The following is a 24,012-nucleotide window of genomic DNA, read 5'->3' as shown; positions in this document are numbered from 1 at the left end:
TTTACTGCACCCAGCGTAGCGCTGGTGGAGAGACGTAATCATGATGCAGATCAAGAGAGGCTGCAGCGGTGAGCGGTCAGCCAGATCGTTTACGACTAAAGGCGCCGTTTTTTAGACGCTGCTGTTCTGCAGGCATATATGAAAACAGCCAGATTTTTATGCCATCTCTGTGGCGGACATATAGCAGATATTTCTGCCATATACGCTGTTTTTCAGCAGACATATGCACTACATTAAGCGCGTTTTTTTGACTTTTTCAGGAGCCTGTTGTGACCCCCGTGCTACTCGATCTTTCCGGCTATATTAAATTTTTTGTCGGCCTGTTTGCGCTGGTGAATCCGGTAGGCATCATTCCGGTTTTTATCAGCATGACCCGCTATCAGGCGGTGGCTGAACGCAACAAAACCAATCTTACAGCCAACCTTGCGGTCGCGATTATTCTCTGGACCTCGCTGTTTCTTGGCGATGGGATCCTGCATCTGTTTGGTATCTCAATCGACTCTTTCCGAATCGCAGGCGGCATACTGGTTGTGACCATTGCGATGTCGATGATTAGCGGCAAGCTGGGTGAGGATAAGCAAAACAAGCAGGAAAAATCAGAAACGGCTATTCGTGAAAGCATCGGTGTTGTCCCGCTGGCGCTGCCGCTCATGGCAGGGCCGGGGGCTATCAGTTCCACTATCGTCTGGAGTTCGCGCTATCACAGCTGGCTTAATTTGCTGGGTTTTACGCTGGCGATTGCGGTTTTCGCCTTTTGCTGCTGGTTACTGTTCAGAGCGGCGCCGTTAATGGTACGGATATTGGGTCAGACCGGAATTAACGTCATTACCCGTATTATGGGGTTGTTATTAATGGCGTTAGGGATTGAATTTGTCGTCACCGGCATAAAAGCAATCTTTCCAGGATTACTGAATTAGACCTGACCTGTTTTTTGCTGAAAAACATCTTCATGAACCAAAAGGGTGCATCGCGACGTGCAGATGCACCTTTTTGGTGAAATTAGTTATCGGGCTACTTTCAGGCTCGCTTTTATCACTTTTACTACTCAGTCAGTCATCCCTGCTTAATATCCGTTTATTAATGTGATTATTGTCACAGATTTACCTGCTGCTAAATCCGCGCTGAAAGTGATTAGCTGTGCCTCTCTTGTAAAGTAGTCGCTGAATATTCCGCTTTGAAGTAAAAACTCAATAGATTTGCGCAGAATGAGTTTTGCATAAAATAAGTGCGCGCATAATCGCCAGAATTGCTTAAATAATCATATTTATCAATGTATTAACTGATATTTAGCGGAAATAATTAACGCTTTCAACGTTATCCCGGACATGATAAAAGAGAAATAGCTAACATTTTTCTGCATTGGCTTTGGCGCAACGGGATAGCTTCTGATAATTTCTGGCACTTCCAGGATTTTTATCGCTCTCTCAGCAGATGTGTACGATTTTTGCTTATTAGCACGCGGGCGTAGTTATACCGGCAACGCGTATCAGAAACCGGCAGCTGAACGCTTTCTTTATCAAAAGAACAGTGAGTGAGTCGTCAGCAAATATCATTACCCGCTGGCGGCTTGCTGAAGTCACCCGGAAGGGGACAGGGATCTTTGCTCGAACGAGACGAAGATCGCCCGGTAAACGGGATACGTCAGGCGCGATAGCGCACCGACGACAATAATAAAACTGGAGCATAACAATGAACAACATCACGAAAAAAAGTCTGATTGCGGCCGGCGTTCTGGCCGCAATTGCCTCTCTGACAGGGAACGCTGCGCTGGCTGCAACGGTACCGGCTGGCGTTGAGCTGGCCGCCAAACAGGAGCTGGTGCGCGGTAACGGTGACGAAGTTCAGTCGCTCGATCCGCATAAAATTGAGGGCGTACCGGAAGATAATATTGCCCGCGATCTCTATGAAGGGCTTATCGTCAGCGATGCCAGCGGCAAACCGGTTCCGGGCGTTGCAGAGAGCTGGGAAAACAAAGATTTTAAAGTCTGGACTTTCCATCTGCGTAAAAATGCCAAATGGTCTAATGGCGAGCCGGTTACCGCACAGGATTTCGTCTACAGCTGGCAGCGTCTGGTTGACCCGAAAACGGCGTCACCTTATGCCAGCTATCCGCAGTATGGCCATATCGCTAACGTTGATGAAATTATTGCCGGTAAAAAGCCGACCTCTGAACTGGGCGTAAAAGCGCTGGACGATCATACGCTGGAAGTTACGCTAAGCCAGCCGGTACCTTACTTTTATAAGCTGCTGATCAATGCCGTGATGTCACCGGTCTATAAGCCTGCAATCGAAAAATCGGGCGATCAGTGGACGCAGCCGCAGAACTGGGTAGGAAACGGCGCGTTTAAACTGGAAGCGCACGTTATCAACGAGCGCGTCACGCTGGTACGCAACCCGCAATACTGGGATAACGAACATACGGTACTGAACAAAGTCACCTTCCTGCCCATCAACTCAGAAGTGAGCGATGTGAACCGCTACTTCTCTGAAAATGGCAGCGACATCACCTATAACAATATGCCGATTGAGCTGTTCAAAAAGCTGCAGCGCGATAATGGCAAAGAGCTGATGGTAAAACCGTATCTCTGCACCTACTACTACGAGATCAATAACCAGAAAGCGCCTTTCACTGATGCCCGCGTGCGCACCGCGCTGAAGCTGGGTCTGGATCGCGACATCATGGTGAATAAGGTACTGGCGCAGGGTCAGCTGCCCGCCTACAGCTATACACCGCCGGCAACCGATGGCATGGAACTGCTGCCGCCGGACTGGTTTAAATGGGATCAGAACAAGCGTAACGCAGAAGCGAAAAAACTGCTGGCTGAAGCAGGCTATACCGCAGATAAGCCACTGACGTTTAACCTGCTGTATAACACCTCAGATCTGCACAAAAAGCTGGCAATCGCGGCGTCCTCTATCTGGAAAAAGAACCTCGGCGTTAATATCAAGCTGGAGAATCAGGAGTGGAAAACGTTCCTGGATACCCGTCATCAGGGCAACTACGACGTTTCACGTGCGGCCTGGTGCGCGGACTATAACGAACCGACCTCCTTCCTGAACACCATGCTGTCCGACAGCAGCAGTAATACAGCGCACTACAAGAGCGCTGATTTTGACAAAGTGATCCACGATGCTGTGAAAGCTGCCGATGAAAAAGCGCGCGTGGCTGACTACCAGCAGGCAGAGCAGATTCTGGATAAAGACAGTGCCATCGTGCCGGTCTATTACTACGTTAACGCCCGTCTGGTTAAGCCTTATGTCGGCGGCTATACCGGTAACGATCCGCTGGATAAAACGCTGGATAAGAACCTGTACATCATTAAGCACTAATAGCACACAGGCTATCGACAGTGGCGGTGCTGCGGCACCGCTTTTTTGATTTTGTGAAGCAACAGCCTGGCAGGTACGGCAATGTTAAAATTTATTCTGCGTCGGCTTCTGGAAGCGATTCCGACGCTCTTTATTCTGATCACCATCTCGTTTTTTATGATGCGTTTAGCGCCGGGCAGCCCGTTTACCGGCGAGCGCACGCTCTCCCCTGAGGTGATGGCCAATATTGAAGCCAAATACCATCTCAACGATCCGATTGGCAAACAGTACCTGAGTTATCTGGGGCAGCTGGCGCACGGCGATTTTGGTCCTTCGTTCAAATATAAGGACTATTCGGTTAACTATCTGGTAGGGCACGCCTTCCCGGTCTCCGCGAAGCTGGGACTGGCGGCCTTTTTCCTGGCGGTGATCCTGGGCGTAACCGCTGGCGTTATCGCGGCGCTGAAGCAGAACAGCCTGTGGGACTACGCCGTCATGGGGGTGGCGATGACCGGCATTGTTATCCCGAGCTTTGTTGTGGCGCCGCTGCTGGTATTAATTTTTGCCATTACGCTGCGCTGGCTGCCGGGCGGCGGCTGGAACGGCGGGCAGTGGAACTACATGCTGCTGCCGATGGTGGCGCTCTCGCTGGCTTATATCGCCAGCATCGCCCGTATTACGCGCGGTTCCATGATTGAGGTCATGCACTCAAACTTCATTCGTACGGCTCGGGCAAAAGGGTTGCCGCTGCGCCGTATCGTGCTGCGCCATGCGCTCAAGCCTGCGCTTTTGCCGGTGCTCTCCTATCTGGGGCCTGCCTTTGTCGGCATCATTACCGGTTCGATGGTGATTGAGTCGATCTATGGCCTGCCCGGTATCGGCCAGCTGTTTGTTAACGGTGCGCTAAACCGTGACTACTCGCTGGTAATGAGCCTGACGATTCTGGTCGGCGTGCTGACTATTCTGTTTAATGCGATCGTTGATGTGCTTTACGCCGTTATTGATCCCAAGATTCGCTATTAAGGGTGGAGCACGCTCATGATGTTAAGCAAAAAAAACAGTGACGTGGTGGATGCCTTCAGCGAAAAGCTCGAGGTGGAGGGGCGCAGCCTGTGGCAGGATGCACGCCGCCGCTTTATTCACAACCGTGCGGCGCTGATCAGCCTGCTGGTGTTGTTGCTGATTGCCCTGTTTGTGGTGTTTGCGCCGATGCTGGCGCAGTTTAACTATGATGATACCGACTGGGCGATGATGTCGTCGCCGCCGGATACGGTTTCAGGCCACTGGTTTGGAACGGACTCCTCCGGGCGCGATCTGCTGGTGCGGGTGGCGATTGGCGGACGTATCTCACTGATGGTGGGCATCGCCTCTGCACTGATTGCGGTGCTGGTGGGAACGCTCTATGGCTCGCTGGCGGGCTATCTCGGTGGCAAAATCGACTCGGTGATGATGCGTATTCTGGAGATCCTCAACTCCTTTCCGTTTATGTTTTTTGTGATCCTGCTGGTGACCTTTTTCGGCCGCAATATTCTGCTGATCTTTGTCGCCATTGGCATGGTCTCCTGGCTCGATATGGCGCGTATTGTGCGTGGTCAGACGCTGGGACTAAAACGCAAAGAGTTTATCGAAGCGGCTCAGGTAGGAGGCGTCTCCACGGCCAGTATCGTGCTGCGCCACATTGTGCCTAACGTACTGGGCGTCGTAGTGGTCTACGCCTCGCTGCTGGTGCCCAGCATGATTCTGTTTGAATCTTTCCTGAGCTTCCTGGGTCTGGGGACGCAGGAGCCGCTCAGTAGCTGGGGCGCGCTGCTGAGTGACGGAGCGAACTCGATGGAGGTTTCTCCGTGGCTCCTGATGTTCCCGGCCGGCTTTCTGGTGGTCACGCTATTCTGCTTTAACTTTATCGGCGATGGTCTGCGTGATGCCCTCGACCCGAAAGATCGCTAAGGAGTTTCCCGATGAGTTTTGAAACCACAACGCCAGCGCGTGCTGTGCCGGCGGGAAGCCCGGAGCTGCTGCTTAATGTGCAGGATCTGCGCGTAACCTTTACCACGCACGACGGCGACGTTACCGCCGTCAACGATCTCAATTTTTCACTGCGTGCCGGGGAAACCCTTGGCATTGTAGGTGAGTCAGGCTCCGGCAAATCGCAGACGGCGTTTGCGCTGATGGGGCTGCTGGCAAAGAACGGCCGCATTGACGGATCGGCACGTTTTAACGGACAGGAGATCCTGAACCTGCCCGAAGGCAAGCTGAACAAGCTGCGTGCGGAGCAGATTGCCATGATATTTCAGGACCCCATGACCTCGCTCAATCCCTATATGCGGGTAGGGGAGCAGCTGATGGAAGTTCTGCAGCTGCACAAAGGCATGAACAGCGCGCAGGCTTTTGAAGAGTCGGTACGCATGCTGGATGCGGTAAAGATGCCGGAAGCGCGGAAGCGGATGAAGATGTATCCGCATGAATTTTCGGGCGGGATGCGCCAGCGCGTGATGATTGCCATGGCGCTGCTGTGTCGTCCTAAGCTGCTGATTGCCGATGAGCCCACCACTGCACTGGATGTAACGGTTCAGGCGCAGATCATGACGCTGCTTAATGAGCTGAAACGCGAATTTAACACCGCCATCATTATGATCACGCACGATCTTGGCGTCGTAGCCGGGATCTGCGACAAAGTACTGGTGATGTATGCCGGGCGCACCATGGAGTATGGCCGTGCCCGCGATGTGTTTTATCAGCCGGCGCATCCATACTCTATCGGGCTGCTGAATGCGGTACCGCGACTCGATGCAGAGGGTGAGTCTCTGACGACCATTCCCGGCAATCCGCCAAACCTGCTGCGGTTGCCGCAGGGCTGTCCGTTTCAGCCACGCTGCGCTTATGCAATGGAGATATGTGCCGCTTCGCCGCCGCTGGAGCCGTTTGCCGACGGACGCCTGCGCGCCTGCTTCAAACCGGTGGAGGAGTTAGTATGAGCACCGTTGTGGAAGAGAAAAAAGTACTGCTGGAGATAGCCGATCTTAAAGTACATTTTGAGATCAAAGATGGCAAACAGTGGTTCTGGCAGCCGCCGAAGACGCTGAAAGCGGTGGATGGTGTCAGCCTGCGGCTGTATGAGGGCGAGACGCTGGGTGTGGTAGGCGAATCGGGCTGCGGTAAATCGACGCTGGCGCGCGCTATCATCGGGCTGGTGAAAGCGACCGAAGGGCGTGTCGCCTGGCTGGGACGCGATCTGCTGGGGCAGAGCGCGGAAGAGTGGCGTCAGGCCCGCAGCGATATTCAGATGATTTTTCAGGACCCGCTGGCGTCACTGAACCCGCGTATGACCATTGGCGACATTATTGCTGAACCGCTGCGCACCTATTATCCCAAAATGCCGCGTCAGGAAGTCAGAGACAAGGTCAAAGCGATGATGATGAAAGTCGGCCTGCTGCCGAATCTTATCAACCGCTATCCGCACGAGTTCTCTGGCGGCCAGTGTCAGCGTATCGGTATTGCGCGCGCGCTGATCCTGGAGCCGAAGCTGATTATCTGTGATGAGCCAGTCTCGGCTCTGGATGTCTCTATCCAGGCGCAGGTGGTGAATCTGCTGCAGAAACTGCAGCGCGAGATGGGGCTGTCGCTGATATTTATTGCGCACGATCTGGCGGTGGTGAAACATATCTCCGATCGCGTGCTGGTGATGTATCTGGGCCATGCCGTTGAGCTGGGTACTTATGATGCGGTGTACAACGATCCGCAGCATCCCTATACCCGGGCGCTGATGTCGGCGGTGCCGATCCCCGATCCTGACCTGGAGAAGAATAAACAGATCCAGCTGCTGGACGGAGAGCTGCCTTCGCCAATCAATCCGCCTTCAGGCTGCGTATTTCGTACCCGCTGTCCGATTGCCGGGCCGGAATGTGCCAAAACCCGCCCGCTGCTGGAGGGCAGTTTCCGCCATGCGGTATCCTGCCTGAAGGTAGATCCGCTCTGACGTCAGTCAGCAGGCTCTGAATAGCAAAACGCCGGGCAAAGGCCCGGCGTTTTTATGGCTGACTTATTCGCGCCAGAGAATATGGCAGAGCTTATGATCCTTCTCACGGCAGAGCAGCACGCGGGCAAACACATCCGTGATAGGTTCGCCATCGGCCTCACCCAGACCAATCACAACCTCTGAGAAAAAGTCGGGATTTAAGTCAAAATCAACATGTTCCTGCCAGTCTTCCGACGGGTCAAACAGCTCTGCGCCGCCACGCTCTTCAAACTGCAGGTTAAACAGAATAATATCAGCCGGATCGAGGTTATCGCCCGCCAGCTCCAGAAAAATATCGTAGGCCTGCTCCAGCGTTTCATCATCAGTCAGGCGGTTGTCTAAATCCATGGTCATGTGCTTATCCTGCGGCGGTAATCTTTCCGCTCGTTTTACAGTAATGGACTAAAGAAGTAAAACAGTCGTTCAACGATGCGCTGCCACCAGGCACGTTTCGCCCAGCGGGCGTTGTCCAGCAGGCGCGAACGGGCAATATAGTCATCCTGCACGGTAGCGAGATCGCTGCCAAAACCATCATCATCTACCACCAGGGTGATCTCAAAATTGAGCCACAGGCTGCGCATATCAAGGTTCACCGTGCCCACCAGGCTGAGCTGCCCGTCAACCAGCACGCTTTTGGTATGCAGCAGGCCATCTTCAAACTGATAGATTTTTACGCCCGCTTCCAGCAGTTCCGTAAAGAATGCCCGGCTGGCCCAGCCAACCAGCAGTGAATCGTTGTGACGCGGGACAATAATACTGACCTCTACGCCGCGCAGCGCAGCCGTGCAGATAGCGTGCAGCAGATCGTCGCTGGGAACAAAATAGGGGGTAGTCATGATCAGCTGCTCGCGCGCGGAGTAAACCGCGGTCAGCAGCGCCTGATGGATCATATCCTCGGGGAAACCCGGCCCGGAAGCGATAACCTGAATAGTGTGGCCGCTCTCCTGTTCAAACGGCATGATGTTGCCGTCTGGTGCCGGAGGCAGAATACGCTTACCGGTCTCAATCTCCCAGTCGCAGGCGTAAACGATCCCCATTGTGGTGGCAACAGGCCCCTCCATCCGCGCCATCAGATCGATCCACTGCCCGACACCGGCATCCTGCTTAAAGAAACGCGGATCGACCAGGTTCATGCTGCCGGTGTAGGCGATGTAGTTGTCGATGAGCACGACTTTGCGGTGCTGCCGCAGATCCATACGCCGCAGGAAGACACGCAGCAGGCTGACCTGCAGCGCCTCAACCACATCGATCCCGGCGTTACGCATCATATTTGCCCATGGGCTACGGAAAAAGGCGACGCTGCCGGCAGAATCGAGCATCAGACGACAGTGCACGCCCCGGCGTGAGGCTGCCATCAGCGACTCCGCCACATCGTCAGCCAGGCCGCCTGGCTGCCAGATATAGAACACCATCTCGATATTATGACGCGCCAGCTGAATATCACGGATTAGCGCCTGCATCACCTCATCGCTGCTGGTCAGCAGCTGCAGCTGATTGCCTTTGACGCCAGCGATCCCCTGCCGGTGCCGGCAGAGATCAAAAAGCGAGCGTGCAACGTCGCTGTGCTCGGTGGCAAAGATATGCCGGCACTGCCTGAGGTCGGTGAGCCACTTAGCCGTAGAGGGCCACATGGTGCGGGCGCGCTCGGCCCGGCGCTTGCCAAGATGCAGCTCCCCGAACGAGAGATAGGCGATAATCCCTACCAGCGGCAGAATATAGATGATCAGCAGCCAGGCCATAGCTGAGGTCACTGCGCGACGTTTCATCAGAATACGCAGCGTTACACCCGCAATCAGCAGCCAGTAGCCAAACAGCAGTAACCAACTGATCAGGGTATAAAAGGTGGTCATTGAGTGGACATCCTGTTCGCGCATTTATAGGCAAAGTTTACGTGCTGATGCGCTGTAGCGAAACCTTAATCTGCCCTGAGATTTATCGATAAAGGTTTCGAATTGGCATTTCTGTGCAGATCACTATAATGCGTGCCGAAATATGCCGGACTGAGAGAGTGTCATGAGACGAAGCAGAAATGAAGTGGCCCGCTGGAGAATGTTACGCCAGGTGCATCGCCGTCGTGCCCGCTGGCTGGAGGGCCAGTCGCGTCGCTATAAGCGCATCCATGCCATTCGTCACCAGGTTGCGCAGCAGCAGCGCCGTTCAATTCTGTTTATTACGCAGAATATGTGAGACCGGCGCGGCTGGGTTCGTTAATGGCCGCGCAGCATCAGCGTAATGTTGACGATCTGCGCCGCCGCCGCCAGGACTATCAGCATGACAATCTGCTGGCGCGCCTGGAGCCAGCCCTGACGGCGCCAGATCCAGAGCGCACGACCGGTAAGCAGCAGTGCCACCAGTAGCAGCAGCAGTGATAACATCACGAATTAAAATACCCGCTTAAACGGCTTAACGGTAACTTTTTCGTAAACGCCAGCGGCGATATAGGGATCGTCCTGAGCCCAGGATTGCGCCGCCTCCAGCGAATCAAACTCTGCGACAATTGCCGAGCCGCTAAAGCCAGCGGGGCCTGGATCGTTGCTGTCGACCACCGGTAGCGGGCCGGCAACAATCAGTCGTCCCTCATCCTGCAGCAGCTGCAGACGAGCAAGGTGCGCAGGGCGCACGCTGTTGCGTTTTTCCAGTGAATCTGCGGTATCTTCCGCGTAGATGAGGTAAAGCACGATGGGATACTCCCGTTAGACTGGCCGAAATTGCGAGACACGTTAAGGGATCGCCCGGCAGAGTGCAAACGAAACCTCAGGGCAATCGGCGCCAGCGCAAGCGGGGTTAAAAAAAAGAGGAAACGGGGCACTTTTACGCTGCTTATTGAAACTGATTGCTATTTGCATTTAAAATCATCTTCTCACTCAATGACCACAGCTGCTATGACGACATTGACAACGCCTTTTCCGACCCGTACGCCTGTTTCACTGATCCTCTCCGTGGTACTGCACGGGTCCGTTATTGCCGGCATTCTCTATGCCTCGTGGCATCAGTCCCGTGAGCTGCCTGCCGCGTCTCAGCCTATCGCCATCACTATGGTCGCGCCTGAGGTGCAGCCGGAACCTGCGCCGGCTGTGGTAGCACCGGCACCGCAACCTGAGCCTGAACCCGAGCCGCAGGCCGCCCCGGAGCCGCCAAAAACGGAGCCGGTTCCTATTGCAAAACCGGAGCCAAAGCCGAAGCCGAAGCCGAAACCTAAGCCGAAGCCAAAACCAAAAGCAGAAAAAAAACCGGCGCCAGCCCCCCGTCAGCCGGCACCGGACCGGGCCGATCCGTTCAGGCAGGAGACCGCAGCAGCTCAGCCCCGGCCCGCCACTGCACCAAAAGCGGCCACTGCTCCGGCACCGGTTAAAGCGAGCGGACCGAAAGCGCTCAGCATCAGCAAACCAGCCTATCCGGCACGCGCGGCCGCGCTGCGTATTGAGGGTAATGTACGGGTGAAATTTGATGTCGACAGTGACGGCCGGGTTGGCAACGTCACTATTCTTTCGGCACAGCCGCGCAATATGTTCGAGCGCAGCGTCAGGGATCAGGTTAAAAAGTGGCGCTACCAGCCGGGCCAGCCGGGCCAGGGCATCACCATGAATATTGTTTTCCGTATTAACGGCGGCGCGAAGATCGAGTAGGGCGCAGAGCAGAGCGGCCGAAAAAGCCGCTCTGCTTTTCATCACTCAGTGGCTGCGGTTAGCGCGATCTGCCGGCAGCGGACGCGACTTGCCGCTGTTGTCTACTGCGACGTAAACGAACACCGCTTCGGTGGCGCAGTAGGTCTGGCCTATCGGCTCAGATGAAACCTTTTTAATCCACACCTCAACGTTGATAGTCATTGAGCTGTTTCCGGTGCGCAGGCAGTGCGCATGGCAGCTGACCACATCGCCTACCGCGACCGGCTTCAGAAAACTCATGCCGTCGACCCGAACCGTGACCACGCGACCTTCAGCGATCTCTTTTGCCAGAATTGCACCGCCCATGTCCATCTGCGACATCAGCCAGCCGCCAAAAATATCGCCGTTGGCATTGGTGTCGGCTGGCATAGCCAGCGTACGCAAAACCATTTCGCCCGTGGGCTGCTTATGCTTCTCGTTCATTGCTCAGTTCTTCTGCAGGTGAAAAAAAGCCCGGCTGGCCGGGCGATGGAAAGACTATTTTGATTCCTGCTGGGGCATCTGCCGCCAGATGTAGAGCCCGCTCAGCAGGGTAAACAGCAGCGTCAGCCCTGTCAGGCCAAACACTTTAAAGTTCACCCATACCGGCTGTGGCAACCAGAACGCAACATAGATGTTGGCAAGGCCGCACAGCAGAAAGAACAGCGCCCAGGCGATGTTGAGCCGGCGCCAGACCGTGGCAGGCAGCTGCAGCTCTTTTCCCAGCATGGTCTGGATCAGGGGCTGCTGCATGAACCACTGGCTGTAGAGCAGTGCGAGCGCAAACAGCGAATAGATTACGGTGACCTTCCACTTGATGAATTCATCATTATGAAACACCAGCGTCAGGGTGCCGAACACCGCCACCAGGACAAAGGTAAACAGGGTCATCTTTTCCAGCTTGCGATAGAGCACCCAGCTCACTACCAGCGCCAGGCCGGTAGCCACCACCAGCGCGCCCGATGCAACGTAGATGTCGTAGAGTTTGTAAAAAACAAAGAAAACGACCAGGGGGAGAAAGTCGAGTAACTGCTTCATAGCGTTTCCAGTCCGGACAGTAGCCTGTGGTTATAGCGCTCAGCGGAGCGCCGTAACCCTTAACGTAACAGCATATAGAGCCGATACAAATAAATAATCAAAACGGCAGAAACCAGATTGCCCAGCGCGTTAAGCACCACGGAGGCAATATTGGCGGGCAATACCGTCAGCGAAGAGAAAAAGAACATCAGAATAATTTTTGCCAGCAGCCACAGCAGAATAGCGGGTGCAATCAGGCGAATATTTTTCCACGCCAGGCGCAGGCTGGCGCGCATGGCACCGATTACGCCCATTTTTTCACTGACCAGCATCACCGGCGCCAGAGAGAGCAAGATAGCGAGCACGATGCCAGGCACCATCAGCACCATAAAGCCAAGCTGCACCAGCAGCGTGATCAAAAAGGTCTGCAGCAGCAGCTTAGGCAGCAGCGGTGCAGCGGTACCGATAGCGCGCAGGGCACTGACGCGCTGACCGCTGGAGACCAGCGGGATCAGGCAAAGCATGCCGCCGAGCAGCAGCGTATTACCAATCAGCGCCGCCAGGGTTCCTGCTGCGGAAGCGCGCAGCAGTATACGCTGCTGATCCGGAGACATATTCTGTACCAGTTCAAACAGGGAGGATGCGCTGCTGTCACTCTGACTCAGCAGCGACAGCTGCTCATCATCAGGCGTTAACGCATGCCCGATAATCACGGTAATGAATGAGGTCAGCAGCGCCATCAGCATTATAGTGACCAGCTGATGGCGCAAAAAATTTCCTGTGTCACGGTATAACGAGCTTGCCGTGATAGACATGTACACTCCTTGAAAAAAACCGGGTTAATTAACCCGGCGATTGTACATGCTAAGCGGTCAGGCTGGCACCCGGAATACCATAACTTTCTGTCATGTCAGGTAAAGATGACAGATTCACTTCCTTACAATTGCAATCCATACCCAACTATTCCCTTTAAGGCCGCCAAAACAGGGCTTTCTTGATTTTGTGGCTGTTACATTCAGCAATACTATTCCCGGTTGTTGCTGTTTTTTCCCTTCACTAGCTCCGTAAACGTGTACATACTGATGTACATAATCCATTTCGTGTACATGCATAATGCCTCTATCTGATACTGCACTCCGCGCTATGCTGGGTAAGGAATTTGAAAAAGTTCAGACGAAGTCTGACAGGGACGGACTCTCTGCCCGCATATCCTGCAAAGGCAAAATATCTTTTCAATATCGCTACCGCTGGAATGGAAAGGGCGAGCGCGTTGATATTGGGACGTACCCGGCAACGTCTCTGAAAGAAGCGCGCGAAGAGGTTCTGCGTCTCAGAGGAGAGTTGGAGCAGAACCGAAACCCACGCCTGGTTAAGCGGCTGGCACGCACGGATGCTTATACGTCGCTTACTGTAGAAGGTCTGATCCGTGAATGGTACGACAAATACGCCAGGCTTAACAAAAAGGCTCACGTAGAGGTGATACGGGCTTTTGAGCTTCATATATTCCCTGAGCTCGGTGACATACCGAATGAGGATGCTACGATCCATATGTGGCTCAATGTCTTGGAGCCGCTGGCCCGTAAAAAACCTTCTACCACTGACTCCCTGCTGACCCATATCAAACAGGCTCACTTTTGGGCCGTGCGCCGCAACCTGGCAAAGCAGGCACCATTGAGCGATTTGCGCCTGGCCGATTTGAACATTACAAAGGGATCGCGTGACAGGGTGCTCAGCGATGACGAGATAGTTACCATTTTCCGGGCAATGGAAGCGAGCAGGATAGCACCGAAGTTTCAGCTGCTGGTTAAGCTCTGCCTGTTGTTCGGTTGCCGGGTAGGAGAGCTGGCAAATGCAGAAAAAGCGCATTTTGACCTGGAGACCAAACTCTGGTCCATTCCGCCCACGCATCATAAAAACGGCCGGCGAACTAAAAAACCTCTGGTGCGGCCGATCATCCCGGAAGCTGAAGAGATGCTGCGAGAGCTCTTTGATTTATCGCCACGCAGTAAGTTTGTTATGACGACAGGCAAGACAGACAAAGCGCAGGGACGTGCAACGCTCACGGACATTTCGCCAGGTCTGCAGAAAACAGCTTTGAGACATTTGGGCATTGAGATGAAGCACTGGACCATACATGATTTGCGCCGTACGGCCCGGACAAACTTCTCTGAGCTGACTGAGCCACACGTGGCAGAGCTGATGCTGGGTCATAAGTTACCCGGTGTGTGGCAGGTCTACGATAAGCACAACTATATAGAAGAGCAGCGGCGCGCCTATGCGTTATGGTGGGCGCGCGTCACTGCATTAGTTTATGGCGAGGGTAAGGTTTCGGTGCTGTCACTATCGTCCTGATAGTTCAGAATATCGCACGTTCTGAACGTCAGGCGACCACGCCGCACAGGTTTTGGAAATGACGGGTTATGCGGGAGCTGAGTGCGCCCGTTGATTGATACCCATTTGCGGATCGTCTGCGGAGCAACACGCAACATGAAAGCTGTCTCCGTGAGATTCAGGTAGGGCATCTGCAAAAGCGTCTTAATGTCGATATCAGTCATAGTTGCGCTCACAATAGTTTCTCCACACGTTACCTGCTGCATCAGGCTTTAATGCTGTGACATGTCACAGCTTCAATTTTGTCTCATGCCAGCCGCGATAGACCCAGCAGGCTGACTGGCCCTTACACGGGCAATGCTGCACTGGCAGCTGATCGCCGCACTTACTGCATTGTCGTTTGCTGAGTGACTTGATACGGCTGCGCACTCTGGCGTCGTCCTGGCGAATGAGCAGGGCAATATACTCTCCCAGTTCATAAGGCTCCCGGCCCGGTCGCCGAGCGGCGCAGTTCTGCGCCAGCAACGTTAACTCATGAGTATCCAACACCAGTTCAATCTTTGTCACACCGGCAGCGGCCTGGCGGGCACGCTGCGCTGCTTTGCGTTCGGAGGCGGATTTTGGCATTTAAACCTCCAGTGACATTTGCAGTGAGATGCGATCACGCTGCTCGCAGTATGAAAGCACACCAGGACTGTTGTGTGACTCAATGCGCTCTACCAACAATGCTGCGCGCGTCTCTTTTGATGCCGGCGCATATGCTCCTGACCATGCCTTATCGATACCGATGTTTCTGGCAACATTGGTACTGTCTGCGCTGGACAAAGGCAGTTTTGTGAATATGAGTGGGTTAAGCATGCGCAGTCCGTGAAGTTTAGCAATGGGCTGCCCGTAATCGTCAGTAACGTGGCGGATCAGGTCTTTCATCCGCGTTACGGCAAGGTTTGGACGCTTCACGTCATATTCTCCGCAGCTGCCGATCGCTACCCGTGGGTACGCATTACAAAGCCGAATAAAGCGATCATCGCTCTCATTCATGTGCCATACGGGCACGCCGTAAAAATCGCCGTGCGGCCACTCATCGAGCAGAGCCTCGTTCTCTGCTTCGCCGCCGTCAATTACGTCTGGGATTATTGCGAAATCGAATCCAGGATGATTTTTCCAGCGCGCTACGAGCTCGTAATAATCGGCCCAGTCAATTTTGTTTCGGCCAGCTGCTTTCCATGCGGTGAATGCGCCATTATCCAAAGCGAATGACTGGCAAGCTTCAGATGCCAGCCCGAGCTGTTCAGGATGGGCAAACGAGATAAACGCATGTTTCCCGCGCCATGCTTTCAAAGCGGCAAGGTCAGGAGTAATTGGCCCGCCGTGATAATGGATCATCACTTTCCCTCCTGCGTTTTTCTACCATCCAGCACTGCACGAACCATTTCGGCGTTTAAGAGGATCGGGCGCTCTTTCGGTTTGATGTCAGATTGCATAAGCCACCCCCGTCCAGAAGGTTGTGCACGCTACCCACATAACAGCCCACATCTTGCCGCGAGTGCTCATGGTGTCCACTCCGTCAATTCTTCATAAACTGCTTCGTTAGCTTCTTCTTGAGATAGAAACGGTGCATGCTGACATTCAACCGTTACCTCAGCATTTGCTCGACAGAAGGACTTCCACGCACGCTTACCTTTGGTCCAGCCTGTATCCCAGCCAAGCTTTTTGGTTTCTGTGCGCCATGCTCTGTTAGCAAGCTTCATCTGCGACTTAGCCATCACGCACCATCCTTAGCCAGTGATTCATATTGGGAAGAGGTGGTCTCGGTTCCGGCGCGGAGTCGTATAACAAATTGCTCTGCATTCAGCTCCATTACTTCGAGCGACTTGCTGACCATTGCCGTGGGATATCGCTCAGCCAGCTGCTGGTTGAACGCTACAAACATCTCCACACCTTCGGCACGCACCGCGTTCAGCATGGCATCGGTGGCCGGTGTTTTCTGAGCCTGCATCGCGTCATGAAGAAGTGACTGTGCCGGGTTCAGCGAGTTCTGAACGGCGTGGTAGCCCGCCATGCTGAACTGTCCGATCAGGCGCTCGATAACATCACCTTTCACAACATTCTCAGCCAAGACCGCATCACGCTGCTTACCAGCTTTACCTGCAGCGACCAGAGCCACATCAAGCTGAGTTGCCAGCTGGCTGACCATCTTCGCCATGTCGATCAGCGGAGTGTCAGAGCTCAGGTTGGCAGCAAACTGATAGCCGGTGGCGACCAGCTCTTTACTCGATAATTTCTTTTGCATGCTGGTGGCCTCAGTGAACAGTGCGGGATGCGTTGTTGAGGCGCTCAGCTGCGTACTGCGCCTTGATCGGGTTGCTGATAACAGTGCCGTCAGGCATTAACCAGCCCTTAAGGATATGGCTGTAGGGAAGGGTGATAATCCCTACTACAATATGGTCATAAGGCGAGTTCATAATGTTCTCCACACGAATTCAAACTGAATGAATCCCTTGCCAGTCATGGCAATAAAAGCTTCAGGGATTTATTTAAAAAGGCTGGTGGGTTACTGCATTAACCCACAGCCAGCTCTCCACACTAAAAAGAAGTTGTGATGCCGGGTGCCTCCCGGTGCTCTGGTTAAACTGACAACCCCCAGAGAGGCGCTGTTTTAGACTTACTGCATCGCACGAAACGAATTAGTCAGTTTGCCGCGAGCGCTGAGCCGCATTCATCACAACGGTGAGAGCACTGGCTATCCAAGCGCAGCCTCTTTGCCTAGATCATCTGTCATAACTCATGCAGCGATCTCACCGTTGTGTGCCGGGTTATTTATTCACGCCCGGCTCGTGCTATCTTGGAAGCTTGCACACAACCAAGAAAGGAAACTTATGGAAAAGCCACAAAGCATTAACCAACTTATCGCTGATGTTGAGGCTCTTAAGCGCGCTCAAGAGCAATACAACCAAAACTTTGCAAACCTAGTGGCCCGTTCTGAGTTTACTGCCGGCATCATCTCAGCAATGATTGCTGATGGATTAATCAAACGAGAAGGCATCATCAAATATGTCGAAAATGTCGAAATAAAAATTCCTGGCTATCAAAGCTCTGTAGAAGGTGCCCGCGAATCTTTTATAAAACTATTGAATTCAGTGAAAATTTCTTAATTTTTGAATTTGATAGATGAACCTTTCCCTGAACAATCTGAAATGGTTCGGCATTGATAAGGCGTTGTTTATTAGCGCCTTTCTTTTTCCCCATGAATTTTTTTCCTATAAAAAGTGGCTGTTAAACCGGCCGAACTCTATCATCACTTTTCCGAGCATGAGCAAAACCTCGGATAAGCCTTTGAATACTCAATGCTTAAAAAATAGCCTTATATCCCACAACCACATCGCAGCATTCAAAAGTCATTACGCCGGTATCGGCATCACAGATAAGATCAGCGTTGGGAAATAGGCGCAGAAAGGTGATTAGGTCTTCAATGCTGGTATGCGACATCTGCTTAATCATCTTCATGGTGCCTGCTCAGTTTCGCTGAGTAGCAGCATGCCACTCACTTACTTGGTATAGTATTAGCATACTTACATTTCGAGTCAAGAAAATAAAGTAAGATTGCTTACTTTCCTGCTCTGAAGATTAAAAAACCTGCCGAAGCAGGTTATGGAAGGTCTATTATGACTTGCCGAACAATGCCGATTAGCCTGGTAGTCTGGTCGACATCAATCGGTTTAAATTTATCATTCAGGGGCAGCAGGTAGGAGTGCGGACCGTCAACAACCAGCTTTTTTATGGTTGCATCATGCCCTGCGTTGGTTTGTGCAATGACTATCTTGCCCACAGCCTCATCTGCAAAGCCATTCAGCGGATCAACTATAACAATTGCCCCATCAGGAATGCTCAGGCTGCCAGCGCTTGTCATTGAGTCCCCTTTAACTCTAAGAGCAAAAGCATCCTCAGAAATCTTAGCTGATGTCTTTACCCATTCGCTCTGGCTTTGCTTTGCCATAGCCTCAGTCCAATTTCCAGCCTGAACCCAAGATAGCAGCGGAACCACGCGGACGGATGAAATTACCGCTTTCGCAGAGGATTCTATTTCCCCCCCACCAGAGACAATCCATTCTGGCGAGCACGACAAAACCTGAGAAAGACGCAATAGGTTCTCGCCTGATGGGACGGTTACGTCTCTTTCCCACTGTGTAACTGCTGAGGCAGAAATGCCCAGATATTCAGCAACGTCCTTTTGCGTGAGCTTTAACTGCCGTCGCCTGAATCTTATGCGGCTGCCAACGGTATTCATTATCGTCTCCTGAATTCAACGTTAGCCATCTTACATTTTGTTGACGTAAGTATTCTGCTAATATACGATGTAAGCATGCTTACTTTTAGGGTGGTGAATCATGTTGAAAGAGTCCGTTTTGAAGTTTTACGGGGGGCCGTCGAAAACAGCGGCTGCTATCGGAATAACACATTCAGCCGTTTGCCAATGGGGGAGAGTAATACCGGAGAAACAGGCATTTGTTCTGGAGAGGCTGACCAAAAAGAAGCTGAAGTACGACCCGAAAATGTACGCGAAGCATAGGTCATCAATCGCGTAATTCTAACCACAGAAAAAAGGATCAAACCGTGGGAAATGATAACTGGCAGGTAGAAAAGCAACCGGCATGGCTGGTGGCAGCAATTAAAAAAACAATATCCACCCTTCCTGGTGGTTATGCAGAAGCAGCTGAGTGGCTGGGAGTAAGTGAAAATGCTCTGTTTAATCGTCTCCGCACAAATGGCGATCAGATCTTTCCGATGGGCTGGGCAATGATCATCCAGCAGGCCAGCGGAACGAAGCACATTGCTGACGCAGTTTCACGGCAATCAAACTCAGTAAACGTACCGCTGGTCGATGCTGAAGACGTCTGCAATGGGGACATCAACGAGCGCTTATTGCAGGCACTTGAGCAGATCAGCTCGTATTCGCATCAAGTGCGAGAGGCAATTGCAGATGGCGTGATTGATAAGCAGGAAAAGATGCGTATTGACGACGAGCGCTACCTGGCAATTGTGAAGCTGCAAGAGCATTCATCATTACTTTATAGAGTTTTTTGTGAACCAGAAAAGGTGAACGCCGCAGGATTGCAGCCCGCGGCGTTCGTTGCGATCAAATCAGTGTGTGGAGATTCATTCGCATGAGCATTGTAGCCAAATTACATGGCATACCGCAATTCCGTTGTCTGCCATCAGCTGGTGGGCGTGTCAGCAGTGAACCACTGCGGTATGTGCTTAATGTACCAGGGTGTTCTGACGAGGTGAACCACAGCTTTGTTGAGTGGGCTGTGGGAGAGACAAAGCGTCAGGCAGAGGTGGCACAATGCATAAGCTTAATCGCATTTTTGCAGATAAACGCGGTGTCATTGTCCGGGTTATTCGCTGGGAACCAGAAACCAACCGGGTTATCTACCTGCGTGATGGCTATGAACACGGTGAATGCTTCAGCCCCCTCGATCTCTTCCAGCGTTATTTCAGAGAAATAGGTGCCGATCATGAGCTTACTTCTCAAAGTAAAACCGCTTGTCATCAGCCCTGAGCTTGCATGTCGCATAGGCTTAAACGAGGCCATTGTGCTGCAGCAGATTTGCTATTGGCTGGAAGAGACAACTGCCGGGGTTGATTATGAGGGCCGCCGCTGGGTCTACAACACAATCGAAGACTGGAATAAACAGTTCCCTTGGTGGTCTAGCAAAACCGTAAAAAGAGCTATTTCTTCTCTGAAGGGAATGGGGCTGCTGTATGTCGAACAGCTCAAGAAAAACCAGCACGACCAGACTAATTATTACTCAATAAATCACGTGAGCCCTTTGTTGACCGATAGGGACAATTTGTCCCCATCGAGAGGTACATCCTGTCCCAATCGAAAGGGACAATCTGTACCGCTGGAGCAGGACAATCTGACCCCATCCATCAGGTCAACTTGTCCCTCTCTTACAGAGAATACAACAGAGATTACTACAAAGATTACATCAGAGAGTGTACGTCAGGCTTCGCCTGCCCAGCACACCAGTATTGATTACCCGGCAATGCTGGATGCGTATCACGAAATCCTGACTGAGATGCCGCGCGTGGCAGACTTTACTGATTTTCGCCGCGATAAGGTCCGTAGCTTCTGGCGCAAATTCAATTTCAACCAGGATCGCTGGGTTGCATACCTTCGCTACATCAAAAAGAACTGCCGCTGGATGTGCGAAAACCGCCCGGATAAATCCTCTGGCCGGACATGGCGCAAAAAGAATTTTGATTACCTGATCACTGAGCGCTGCTACCTGTCCGTCAAAGAAGAGCGCGCTAACGATCTGCCGGCATCAGGCCATGCTCGGGACATCACAGCAATGCCGAGTGCTGACTATGACATTCCAGACGGCTTCCGGGGGTAACGATGATGACCACAGAAACTTTGATTCTGCTGCACCTGATGCGTCACTCAGGACAGAAACCGGGGCAGATAGCCGTTGCCATTGAGCGTTCTGTTTTAACGGTCAAGGTGGCTCTTTCAGGTATGACTACTGCCGGTGACGTATGGCATGACGCAGAAGTCCGTTATCACGCTTCTGAGCCCGTAGGTGACTGCGATGAAAAATACGTAACCCTCTGCGATAAAGCGCTCAGTCTTCAGGACCGCAATTTGTGGAACCGCGCCGCGCGTGTATGGCTGGAGGCACACGATGCGACGAACCGTCCTGGCCTGCGCCAGAAAGCGATCGTACACCGCACGAATTGCATTAAGCGCGCCAACCTTGCAGCGCCGAAAGCAGAACTAGATTTCCCGCTCAAAGGGAGGAGGCAGCGATGAAAGCAGCCATTAAGCGCCACTACTGGCGCAATGAAGAGTTCTACCGCGGCGCACGCGTTGCAGCACTGATGATTACCGCACTGATTCTTGTCCTAGCATGGGAGCTGGAAACCAAATGACCAACTTAGCGAAAATTTACGACAACAAAGGCAAGAACGACACGAACATCACCACTCGTAAAACTTACCTGCTGGGCGTTGATGAACTATATGTCGAAACTGGTTACAACATCCGGGAAATTGATCAGACCCATGTCGAGGAATTCCGGGACGCTTTCATTGCCGGTGAGCACGTGCCTCCGCTCGCTGTACAGGTGACTGAGCAGGGCATCAAGATTATTGACGGCCACCACCGGTACTATGGCGCCAGACTAGTGAAAGAGGCGGGTTATGAAATTCGCCTGGAATGCAAAGACTTCATCGGCAACGAGGCAGATCGAATCGCATTCATGGTTACAAGCAGTCAGGGCCGCGCGCTGGAACCGCTGGAGCGTGCAGCCGCTTATCAGCGCATGATTAACCAAGGCTGGGAGCCTGCAGAAATTGCGAAGAAGGTAAAGCGCTCAGTGGCAGATGTGGATCACCACTTGGCTCTTTTGACAGTGGGTGATGGCCTGATTGCGATGGTTAAGACTGGCGAGGTAGCGGCAACAACTGCTGTTGCAATGGCCCGTGAACATGGCGTTCAGGCGTCGAAAGTGGCCCAGCAGCAGCTGGAGAAAGCCAAAGCCAGCGGCAAAAAGAAACTGACCCGCTCGGCGGCCATGCCACAGTTCAGCGCCGCGCAGATGAAAAAGCTGGTGGAACTTATCGCTAAAAATTGTGAGGCACACCTCGCGGAGGAGACATTTGCTATCAGCCTCGACTTTGAGACCGATCTGCAGGCGTTGGAGGCAATACAACTAATTGATGAATCAAAGATTTACTTTCGGAAATGTTCATAGTCTAAGCTTTAAAAGTAAGTTCCCGTGTATATGCCCAAATACAAATGAGGTAGCTAACATATTATAATGATGCAATTCGATTGTAATATGATACATAAAAACCAATAACGATGGCTTAAAAGGCTGGCTTCGAATTTGTCAGCCTTTTTATAACGAAAATTATAAGATTTGGGTTTGATAATTCCAAAAAAAATTGATATGTATTATTTGTATAGGTTTTTTTTAAATGCAATGCAAGGATAAAATCTATGAGTGTAGAAGTTCATGACAGTGTTCCCGTTGCTGAAAAGCTAAAATCATTTGGGCTGGCGGTTCCAGATGGCCTTGCACTTTTACCCTGCAACCTGTTAACTGCAGAGTCTATTGGTGATTTTCGTCAGCACGTTGAATCTGATACGGTAAGAACTTTACTTAACGCAGGGAATGTTCCCTACATTGATATTTTTGACGACGAGAATCAGCCACCATATTTGCAACAATATAGCTTCGAGTGGTTTGGACCTGCACTTTTCATTTCAACAGGGCTGTTGTCTCAGAATCCGGATATTTTGACCGTCACCTTGGGTCTAATTACTAACTATCTCTATGATCATTTTAATGGAGATAAAAAGAGCAAGGCAACGCTTGATGTTATCATCCAGCAACCAGATGGTTCGTGTAAAAAGATACATTATAGCGGTCATCCTGACGGCTTGGGAGAAATTGCAGAAATAGTCAAGGGGCTAAATGAAAAATAATGATTTATTTTAATTGAGTAACTGAAATATGAATATTGATAAGCAAATAGTAAAGTTTTTTAATACTTTCATTGAAGAGGCTGAATTTTACAGTTATCTCGCTCGGTCCAGTCATTTGCAATTGGAACAATGTTTTATTTTAGATGAAGTGATAAATCGCGCAACAGGGTTTAAATTAAATTCAATTAAATTTCTTAAAGAGAAAGAGGCTAATTGTTTCTTAGGTTACGAATGTGTGATTGGTGCTGTGCGTTCAGAGTTATTGATGTGGATTTTAATAAAAATGGATAAGCCTAATGAGGCGTGGGAGAAGCTTGTAGCGGCTCAGATGGGTTACTTGGATGCAAGTCGAGCAGATAAAGGGTTTTCAAATTGTCGCAAGCGCAAAGAGGTTCTGGAAGGTCTTGAAGATAAAGTATTTCCATCTCAAGCCTTTGTTAGTGCTGGTTTTTCATCTGAAAGGATAGATTGCTCTATCTGTGGAGAGCGTTACTCTAAATGCGTGCATTTACGAGGGAAGGCTTATATGGGGCAGTTTTGTGAGGTTATTCACCGTAATCCGCGGGGAGATCATATTGCTTTAGTGGATTCCCCTGCAGATAAGCGTTGTCGGATAATATCAATCAAAAAAAATGGGGGCTATCAAGACAAGCTTTCGGGTATGATCACTCCTTATGAAGATGGAGAGGTGTATATAGAAGGGGGATCTCTTGAGGCAAATTGCAATATTTTAAACTTCGAGCGCTATCCATATTTAACGCCAACAAAAAAATCACTTGGTGATCTGCTTTCAATTTTGGAATCGAAGAATAAACATTAATTCTTTGGTATTCTTTAAGCATAGCGAGAAAAATATATATGCAAATGAAATTAATATACGTTATAAGTGTAATTAATTTTACTTAATGATTATATTTCGAAATGCTAATTTTAGGATTTTCAGAGGTTTCATTGGGTTTATTTTTGTTGATTGGATTGTTTTTTTTGTGTTAAGGATTTTTTTAATAATTGAAATTGCACGCCGTTCATCTATTTTATTTTTATGCTTTTTAATTGCCGGCATATTAAGGCGCCAAACAAGTGATTTAATTAATTGGGTTATATTTTTTTAATATACATAGCCGATCTTGATCCTGCCTATTAAATTGCATTTGACTGAAATCTGAAAGAGGTGGTCAGATTTAAATCTGCTTATT

The 24,012-nt window shown here is 51.3% G+C and carries 32 protein-coding genes; 19 read left to right on the top strand and 13 right to left on the bottom strand.

The window, feature by feature from the left end:
- Positions 1–269 precede the first annotated feature (269 nt).
- From C1Y41_RS05985 to oppF, 6 genes are all read left to right on the top strand, one after another.
- Positions 270–917 (top strand): YchE family NAAT transporter, encoded by a 648-nt coding sequence (locus C1Y41_RS05985; protein WP_039384649.1) that lies wholly within the window; start codon positions 270–272, stop codon positions 915–917.
- 772 nt (positions 918–1,689) lie between these two features.
- A complete protein-coding gene (gene oppA / locus C1Y41_RS05980; RefSeq protein ID WP_039384646.1) occupies positions 1,690–3,330 on the top strand; it encodes an oligopeptide ABC transporter substrate-binding protein OppA in 1,641 nt (546 codons plus the stop codon).
- Positions 3,331–3,411: 81 nt separating this feature from the next.
- Positions 3,412–4,332, top strand: a complete 921-nt coding sequence (oppB, locus tag C1Y41_RS05975; protein ID WP_039384644.1) for an oligopeptide ABC transporter permease OppB — start codon at positions 3,412–3,414, stop codon at positions 4,330–4,332.
- 15 nt (positions 4,333–4,347) lie between these two features.
- A complete protein-coding gene (gene oppC / locus C1Y41_RS05970; protein ID WP_039384641.1) occupies positions 4,348–5,256 on the top strand; it encodes an oligopeptide ABC transporter permease OppC in 909 nt (302 codons plus the stop codon).
- 11 nt (positions 5,257–5,267) lie between these two features.
- Entirely contained in the window at positions 5,268–6,284 is a 1,017-nt protein-coding gene (locus C1Y41_RS05965; RefSeq protein WP_039384639.1) for an ABC transporter ATP-binding protein, read from the top strand.
- On the top strand, positions 6,281–7,285 hold the full coding sequence (gene oppF / locus C1Y41_RS05960; RefSeq protein WP_039384638.1) for a murein tripeptide/oligopeptide ABC transporter ATP binding protein OppF: 1,005 nt from the start codon (positions 6,281–6,283) through the stop codon (positions 7,283–7,285). Before C1Y41_RS05965 ends, oppF begins: the two co-directional genes overlap by 4 nt.
- 63 nt (positions 7,286–7,348) lie before the next feature.
- On the opposite strand, the gene C1Y41_RS05955 is transcribed toward oppF, so the two are convergent.
- The gene (locus tag C1Y41_RS05955; protein ID WP_199181676.1) at positions 7,349–7,678 is read right to left on the bottom strand and encodes an HI1450 family dsDNA-mimic protein; all 330 of its coding nucleotides are present in this window, start codon (positions 7,676–7,678) and stop codon (positions 7,349–7,351) included.
- A gap of 35 nt (positions 7,679–7,713) precedes the next feature.
- Complete coding sequence (gene cls, locus C1Y41_RS05950; protein ID WP_039384637.1) at positions 7,714–9,174, bottom strand: cardiolipin synthase; 1,461 nt, start codon at positions 9,172–9,174, stop codon at positions 7,714–7,716.
- 163 nt (positions 9,175–9,337) lie between these two features.
- Between cls and C1Y41_RS19865 the strand changes: the two genes are divergently transcribed.
- A complete protein-coding gene (locus C1Y41_RS19865; protein WP_128083772.1) occupies positions 9,338–9,511 on the top strand; it encodes a YciY family protein in 174 nt (57 codons plus the stop codon).
- Positions 9,512–9,531: 20 nt separating this feature from the next.
- Here the strand turns inward: C1Y41_RS19865 and C1Y41_RS20015 are convergent, their stop codons facing one another.
- On the bottom strand, positions 9,532–9,702 hold the full coding sequence (locus tag C1Y41_RS20015; RefSeq protein WP_158086426.1) for a hypothetical protein: 171 nt from the start codon (positions 9,700–9,702) through the stop codon (positions 9,532–9,534).
- A 3-nt stretch (positions 9,703–9,705) separates the two neighbouring features.
- Complete coding sequence (locus C1Y41_RS05945) at positions 9,706–10,002, bottom strand: YciI family protein (RefSeq protein WP_039384635.1); 297 nt, start codon at positions 10,000–10,002, stop codon at positions 9,706–9,708.
- A gap of 204 nt (positions 10,003–10,206) precedes the next feature.
- On the opposite strand from C1Y41_RS05945, the gene tonB reads away from it, so the two are divergent.
- On the top strand, positions 10,207–10,950 hold the full coding sequence (gene tonB, locus C1Y41_RS05940; protein WP_104085072.1) for a TonB system transport protein TonB: 744 nt from the start codon (positions 10,207–10,209) through the stop codon (positions 10,948–10,950).
- 45 nt (positions 10,951–10,995) lie between these two features.
- Here tonB and yciA read toward each other — a convergent pair whose 3' ends face one another.
- Genes yciA through C1Y41_RS05925 form a run of 3 tightly spaced genes read right to left on the bottom strand, consistent with a single transcriptional unit; the run spans position 10,996 to position 12,800 of the window.
- The gene (yciA, locus tag C1Y41_RS05935) at positions 10,996–11,412 is read right to left on the bottom strand and encodes an acyl-CoA thioester hydrolase YciA (protein WP_039384631.1); all 417 of its coding nucleotides are present in this window, start codon (positions 11,410–11,412) and stop codon (positions 10,996–10,998) included.
- Positions 11,413–11,466: 54 nt separating this feature from the next.
- A complete protein-coding gene (locus C1Y41_RS05930; RefSeq protein ID WP_039384629.1) occupies positions 11,467–12,006 on the bottom strand; it encodes a septation protein A in 540 nt (179 codons plus the stop codon).
- A 59-nt stretch (positions 12,007–12,065) separates the two neighbouring features.
- Complete coding sequence (locus tag C1Y41_RS05925; RefSeq protein ID WP_039384626.1) at positions 12,066–12,800, bottom strand: YciC family protein; 735 nt, start codon at positions 12,798–12,800, stop codon at positions 12,066–12,068.
- Between the two features lie 298 nt (positions 12,801–13,098).
- On the opposite strand from C1Y41_RS05925, the gene C1Y41_RS05920 reads away from it, so the two are divergent.
- Positions 13,099–14,337, top strand: coding sequence for a site-specific integrase (locus tag C1Y41_RS05920; protein WP_104085071.1), 1,239 nt, complete (start codon positions 13,099–13,101; stop codon positions 14,335–14,337).
- 267 nt (positions 14,338–14,604) lie between these two features.
- Here the strand turns inward: C1Y41_RS05920 and C1Y41_RS05915 are convergent, their stop codons facing one another.
- From C1Y41_RS05915 to C1Y41_RS05895, 5 genes are all read right to left on the bottom strand, one after another.
- Entirely contained in the window at positions 14,605–14,943 is a 339-nt protein-coding gene (locus tag C1Y41_RS05915) for a hypothetical protein (protein ID WP_104085070.1), read from the bottom strand.
- Positions 14,944–15,699 (bottom strand): hypothetical protein, encoded by a 756-nt coding sequence (locus tag C1Y41_RS05910; RefSeq protein WP_104085069.1) that lies wholly within the window; start codon positions 15,697–15,699, stop codon positions 14,944–14,946.
- Positions 15,700–15,863: 164 nt separating this feature from the next.
- On the bottom strand, positions 15,864–16,079 hold the full coding sequence (locus C1Y41_RS05905) for a hypothetical protein (RefSeq protein WP_104085068.1): 216 nt from the start codon (positions 16,077–16,079) through the stop codon (positions 15,864–15,866).
- Entirely contained in the window at positions 16,079–16,606 is a 528-nt protein-coding gene (locus tag C1Y41_RS05900) for a hypothetical protein (protein ID WP_104085067.1), read from the bottom strand. Before C1Y41_RS05900 ends, C1Y41_RS05905 begins: the two co-directional genes overlap by 1 nt.
- A 10-nt stretch (positions 16,607–16,616) precedes the next feature.
- Positions 16,617–16,778, bottom strand: coding sequence for a DUF1317 family protein (locus C1Y41_RS05895; protein ID WP_104085066.1), 162 nt, complete (start codon positions 16,776–16,778; stop codon positions 16,617–16,619).
- A 414-nt stretch (positions 16,779–17,192) separates the two neighbouring features.
- Between C1Y41_RS05895 and C1Y41_RS05890 the strand changes: the two genes are divergently transcribed.
- Entirely contained in the window at positions 17,193–17,468 is a 276-nt protein-coding gene (locus tag C1Y41_RS05890) for a hypothetical protein (protein WP_104085065.1), read from the top strand.
- Between the two features lie 494 nt (positions 17,469–17,962).
- On the opposite strand, the gene C1Y41_RS05885 is transcribed toward C1Y41_RS05890, so the two are convergent.
- A complete protein-coding gene (locus tag C1Y41_RS05885) occupies positions 17,963–18,601 on the bottom strand; it encodes a LexA family transcriptional regulator (RefSeq protein ID WP_104085064.1) in 639 nt (212 codons plus the stop codon).
- A gap of 100 nt (positions 18,602–18,701) precedes the next feature.
- Here C1Y41_RS05885 and C1Y41_RS05880 point away from each other — a divergent pair, with 100 nt between their 5' ends.
- The 9 genes from C1Y41_RS05880 (at position 18,702) to C1Y41_RS05845 (ending at position 23,636) form a co-directional block, all read left to right on the top strand.
- Complete coding sequence (locus tag C1Y41_RS05880; RefSeq protein WP_104085063.1) at positions 18,702–18,899, top strand: Cro/CI family transcriptional regulator; 198 nt, start codon at positions 18,702–18,704, stop codon at positions 18,897–18,899.
- A 28-nt stretch (positions 18,900–18,927) separates the two neighbouring features.
- Positions 18,928–19,482, top strand: coding sequence for a YmfL family putative regulatory protein (locus C1Y41_RS05875; protein WP_104085062.1), 555 nt, complete (start codon positions 18,928–18,930; stop codon positions 19,480–19,482).
- A gap of 178 nt (positions 19,483–19,660) precedes the next feature.
- Complete coding sequence (locus C1Y41_RS05870) at positions 19,661–19,876, top strand: DUF4222 domain-containing protein (RefSeq protein ID WP_104085061.1); 216 nt, start codon at positions 19,661–19,663, stop codon at positions 19,874–19,876.
- Positions 19,833–20,720, top strand: a complete 888-nt coding sequence (locus tag C1Y41_RS05865; protein ID WP_104085060.1) for a transcriptional regulator — start codon at positions 19,833–19,835, stop codon at positions 20,718–20,720. The genes C1Y41_RS05870 and C1Y41_RS05865 overlap by 44 nt, the downstream gene beginning before the upstream one ends.
- Before the next feature lie 2 nt (positions 20,721–20,722).
- Positions 20,723–21,136: a MarR family transcriptional regulator gene (locus C1Y41_RS05860; protein WP_104085059.1), complete on the top strand. Its 414-nt coding sequence runs from the start codon at positions 20,723–20,725 to the stop codon at positions 21,134–21,136.
- A complete protein-coding gene (locus C1Y41_RS20330; RefSeq protein WP_255402033.1) occupies positions 21,133–21,255 on the top strand; it encodes a hypothetical protein in 123 nt (40 codons plus the stop codon). Before C1Y41_RS05860 ends, C1Y41_RS20330 begins: the two co-directional genes overlap by 4 nt.
- On the top strand, positions 21,252–22,079 hold the full coding sequence (locus C1Y41_RS05855) for a DNA-binding protein (RefSeq protein ID WP_104085058.1): 828 nt from the start codon (positions 21,252–21,254) through the stop codon (positions 22,077–22,079). Before C1Y41_RS20330 ends, C1Y41_RS05855 begins: the two co-directional genes overlap by 4 nt.
- A gap of 248 nt (positions 22,080–22,327) precedes the next feature.
- Entirely contained in the window at positions 22,328–22,816 is a 489-nt protein-coding gene (locus tag C1Y41_RS05850; protein WP_104085057.1) for a hypothetical protein, read from the top strand.
- Between the two features lie 28 nt (positions 22,817–22,844).
- The gene (locus C1Y41_RS05845) at positions 22,845–23,636 is read left to right on the top strand and encodes a hypothetical protein (RefSeq protein WP_104085056.1); all 792 of its coding nucleotides are present in this window, start codon (positions 22,845–22,847) and stop codon (positions 23,634–23,636) included.
- Positions 23,637–24,012 lie beyond the last annotated feature (376 nt).

Origin of the sequence: Pantoea sp. ICBG 1758, from assembly GCF_002928325.1 — a bacterium.
Lineage (GTDB): Bacteria > Pseudomonadota > Gammaproteobacteria > Enterobacterales > Enterobacteriaceae > Pantoea > Pantoea eucrina.
The sequence above is the reverse complement of the archived record's forward strand: the minus strand, read 5'-3'. Positions and strand labels throughout refer to the sequence as shown.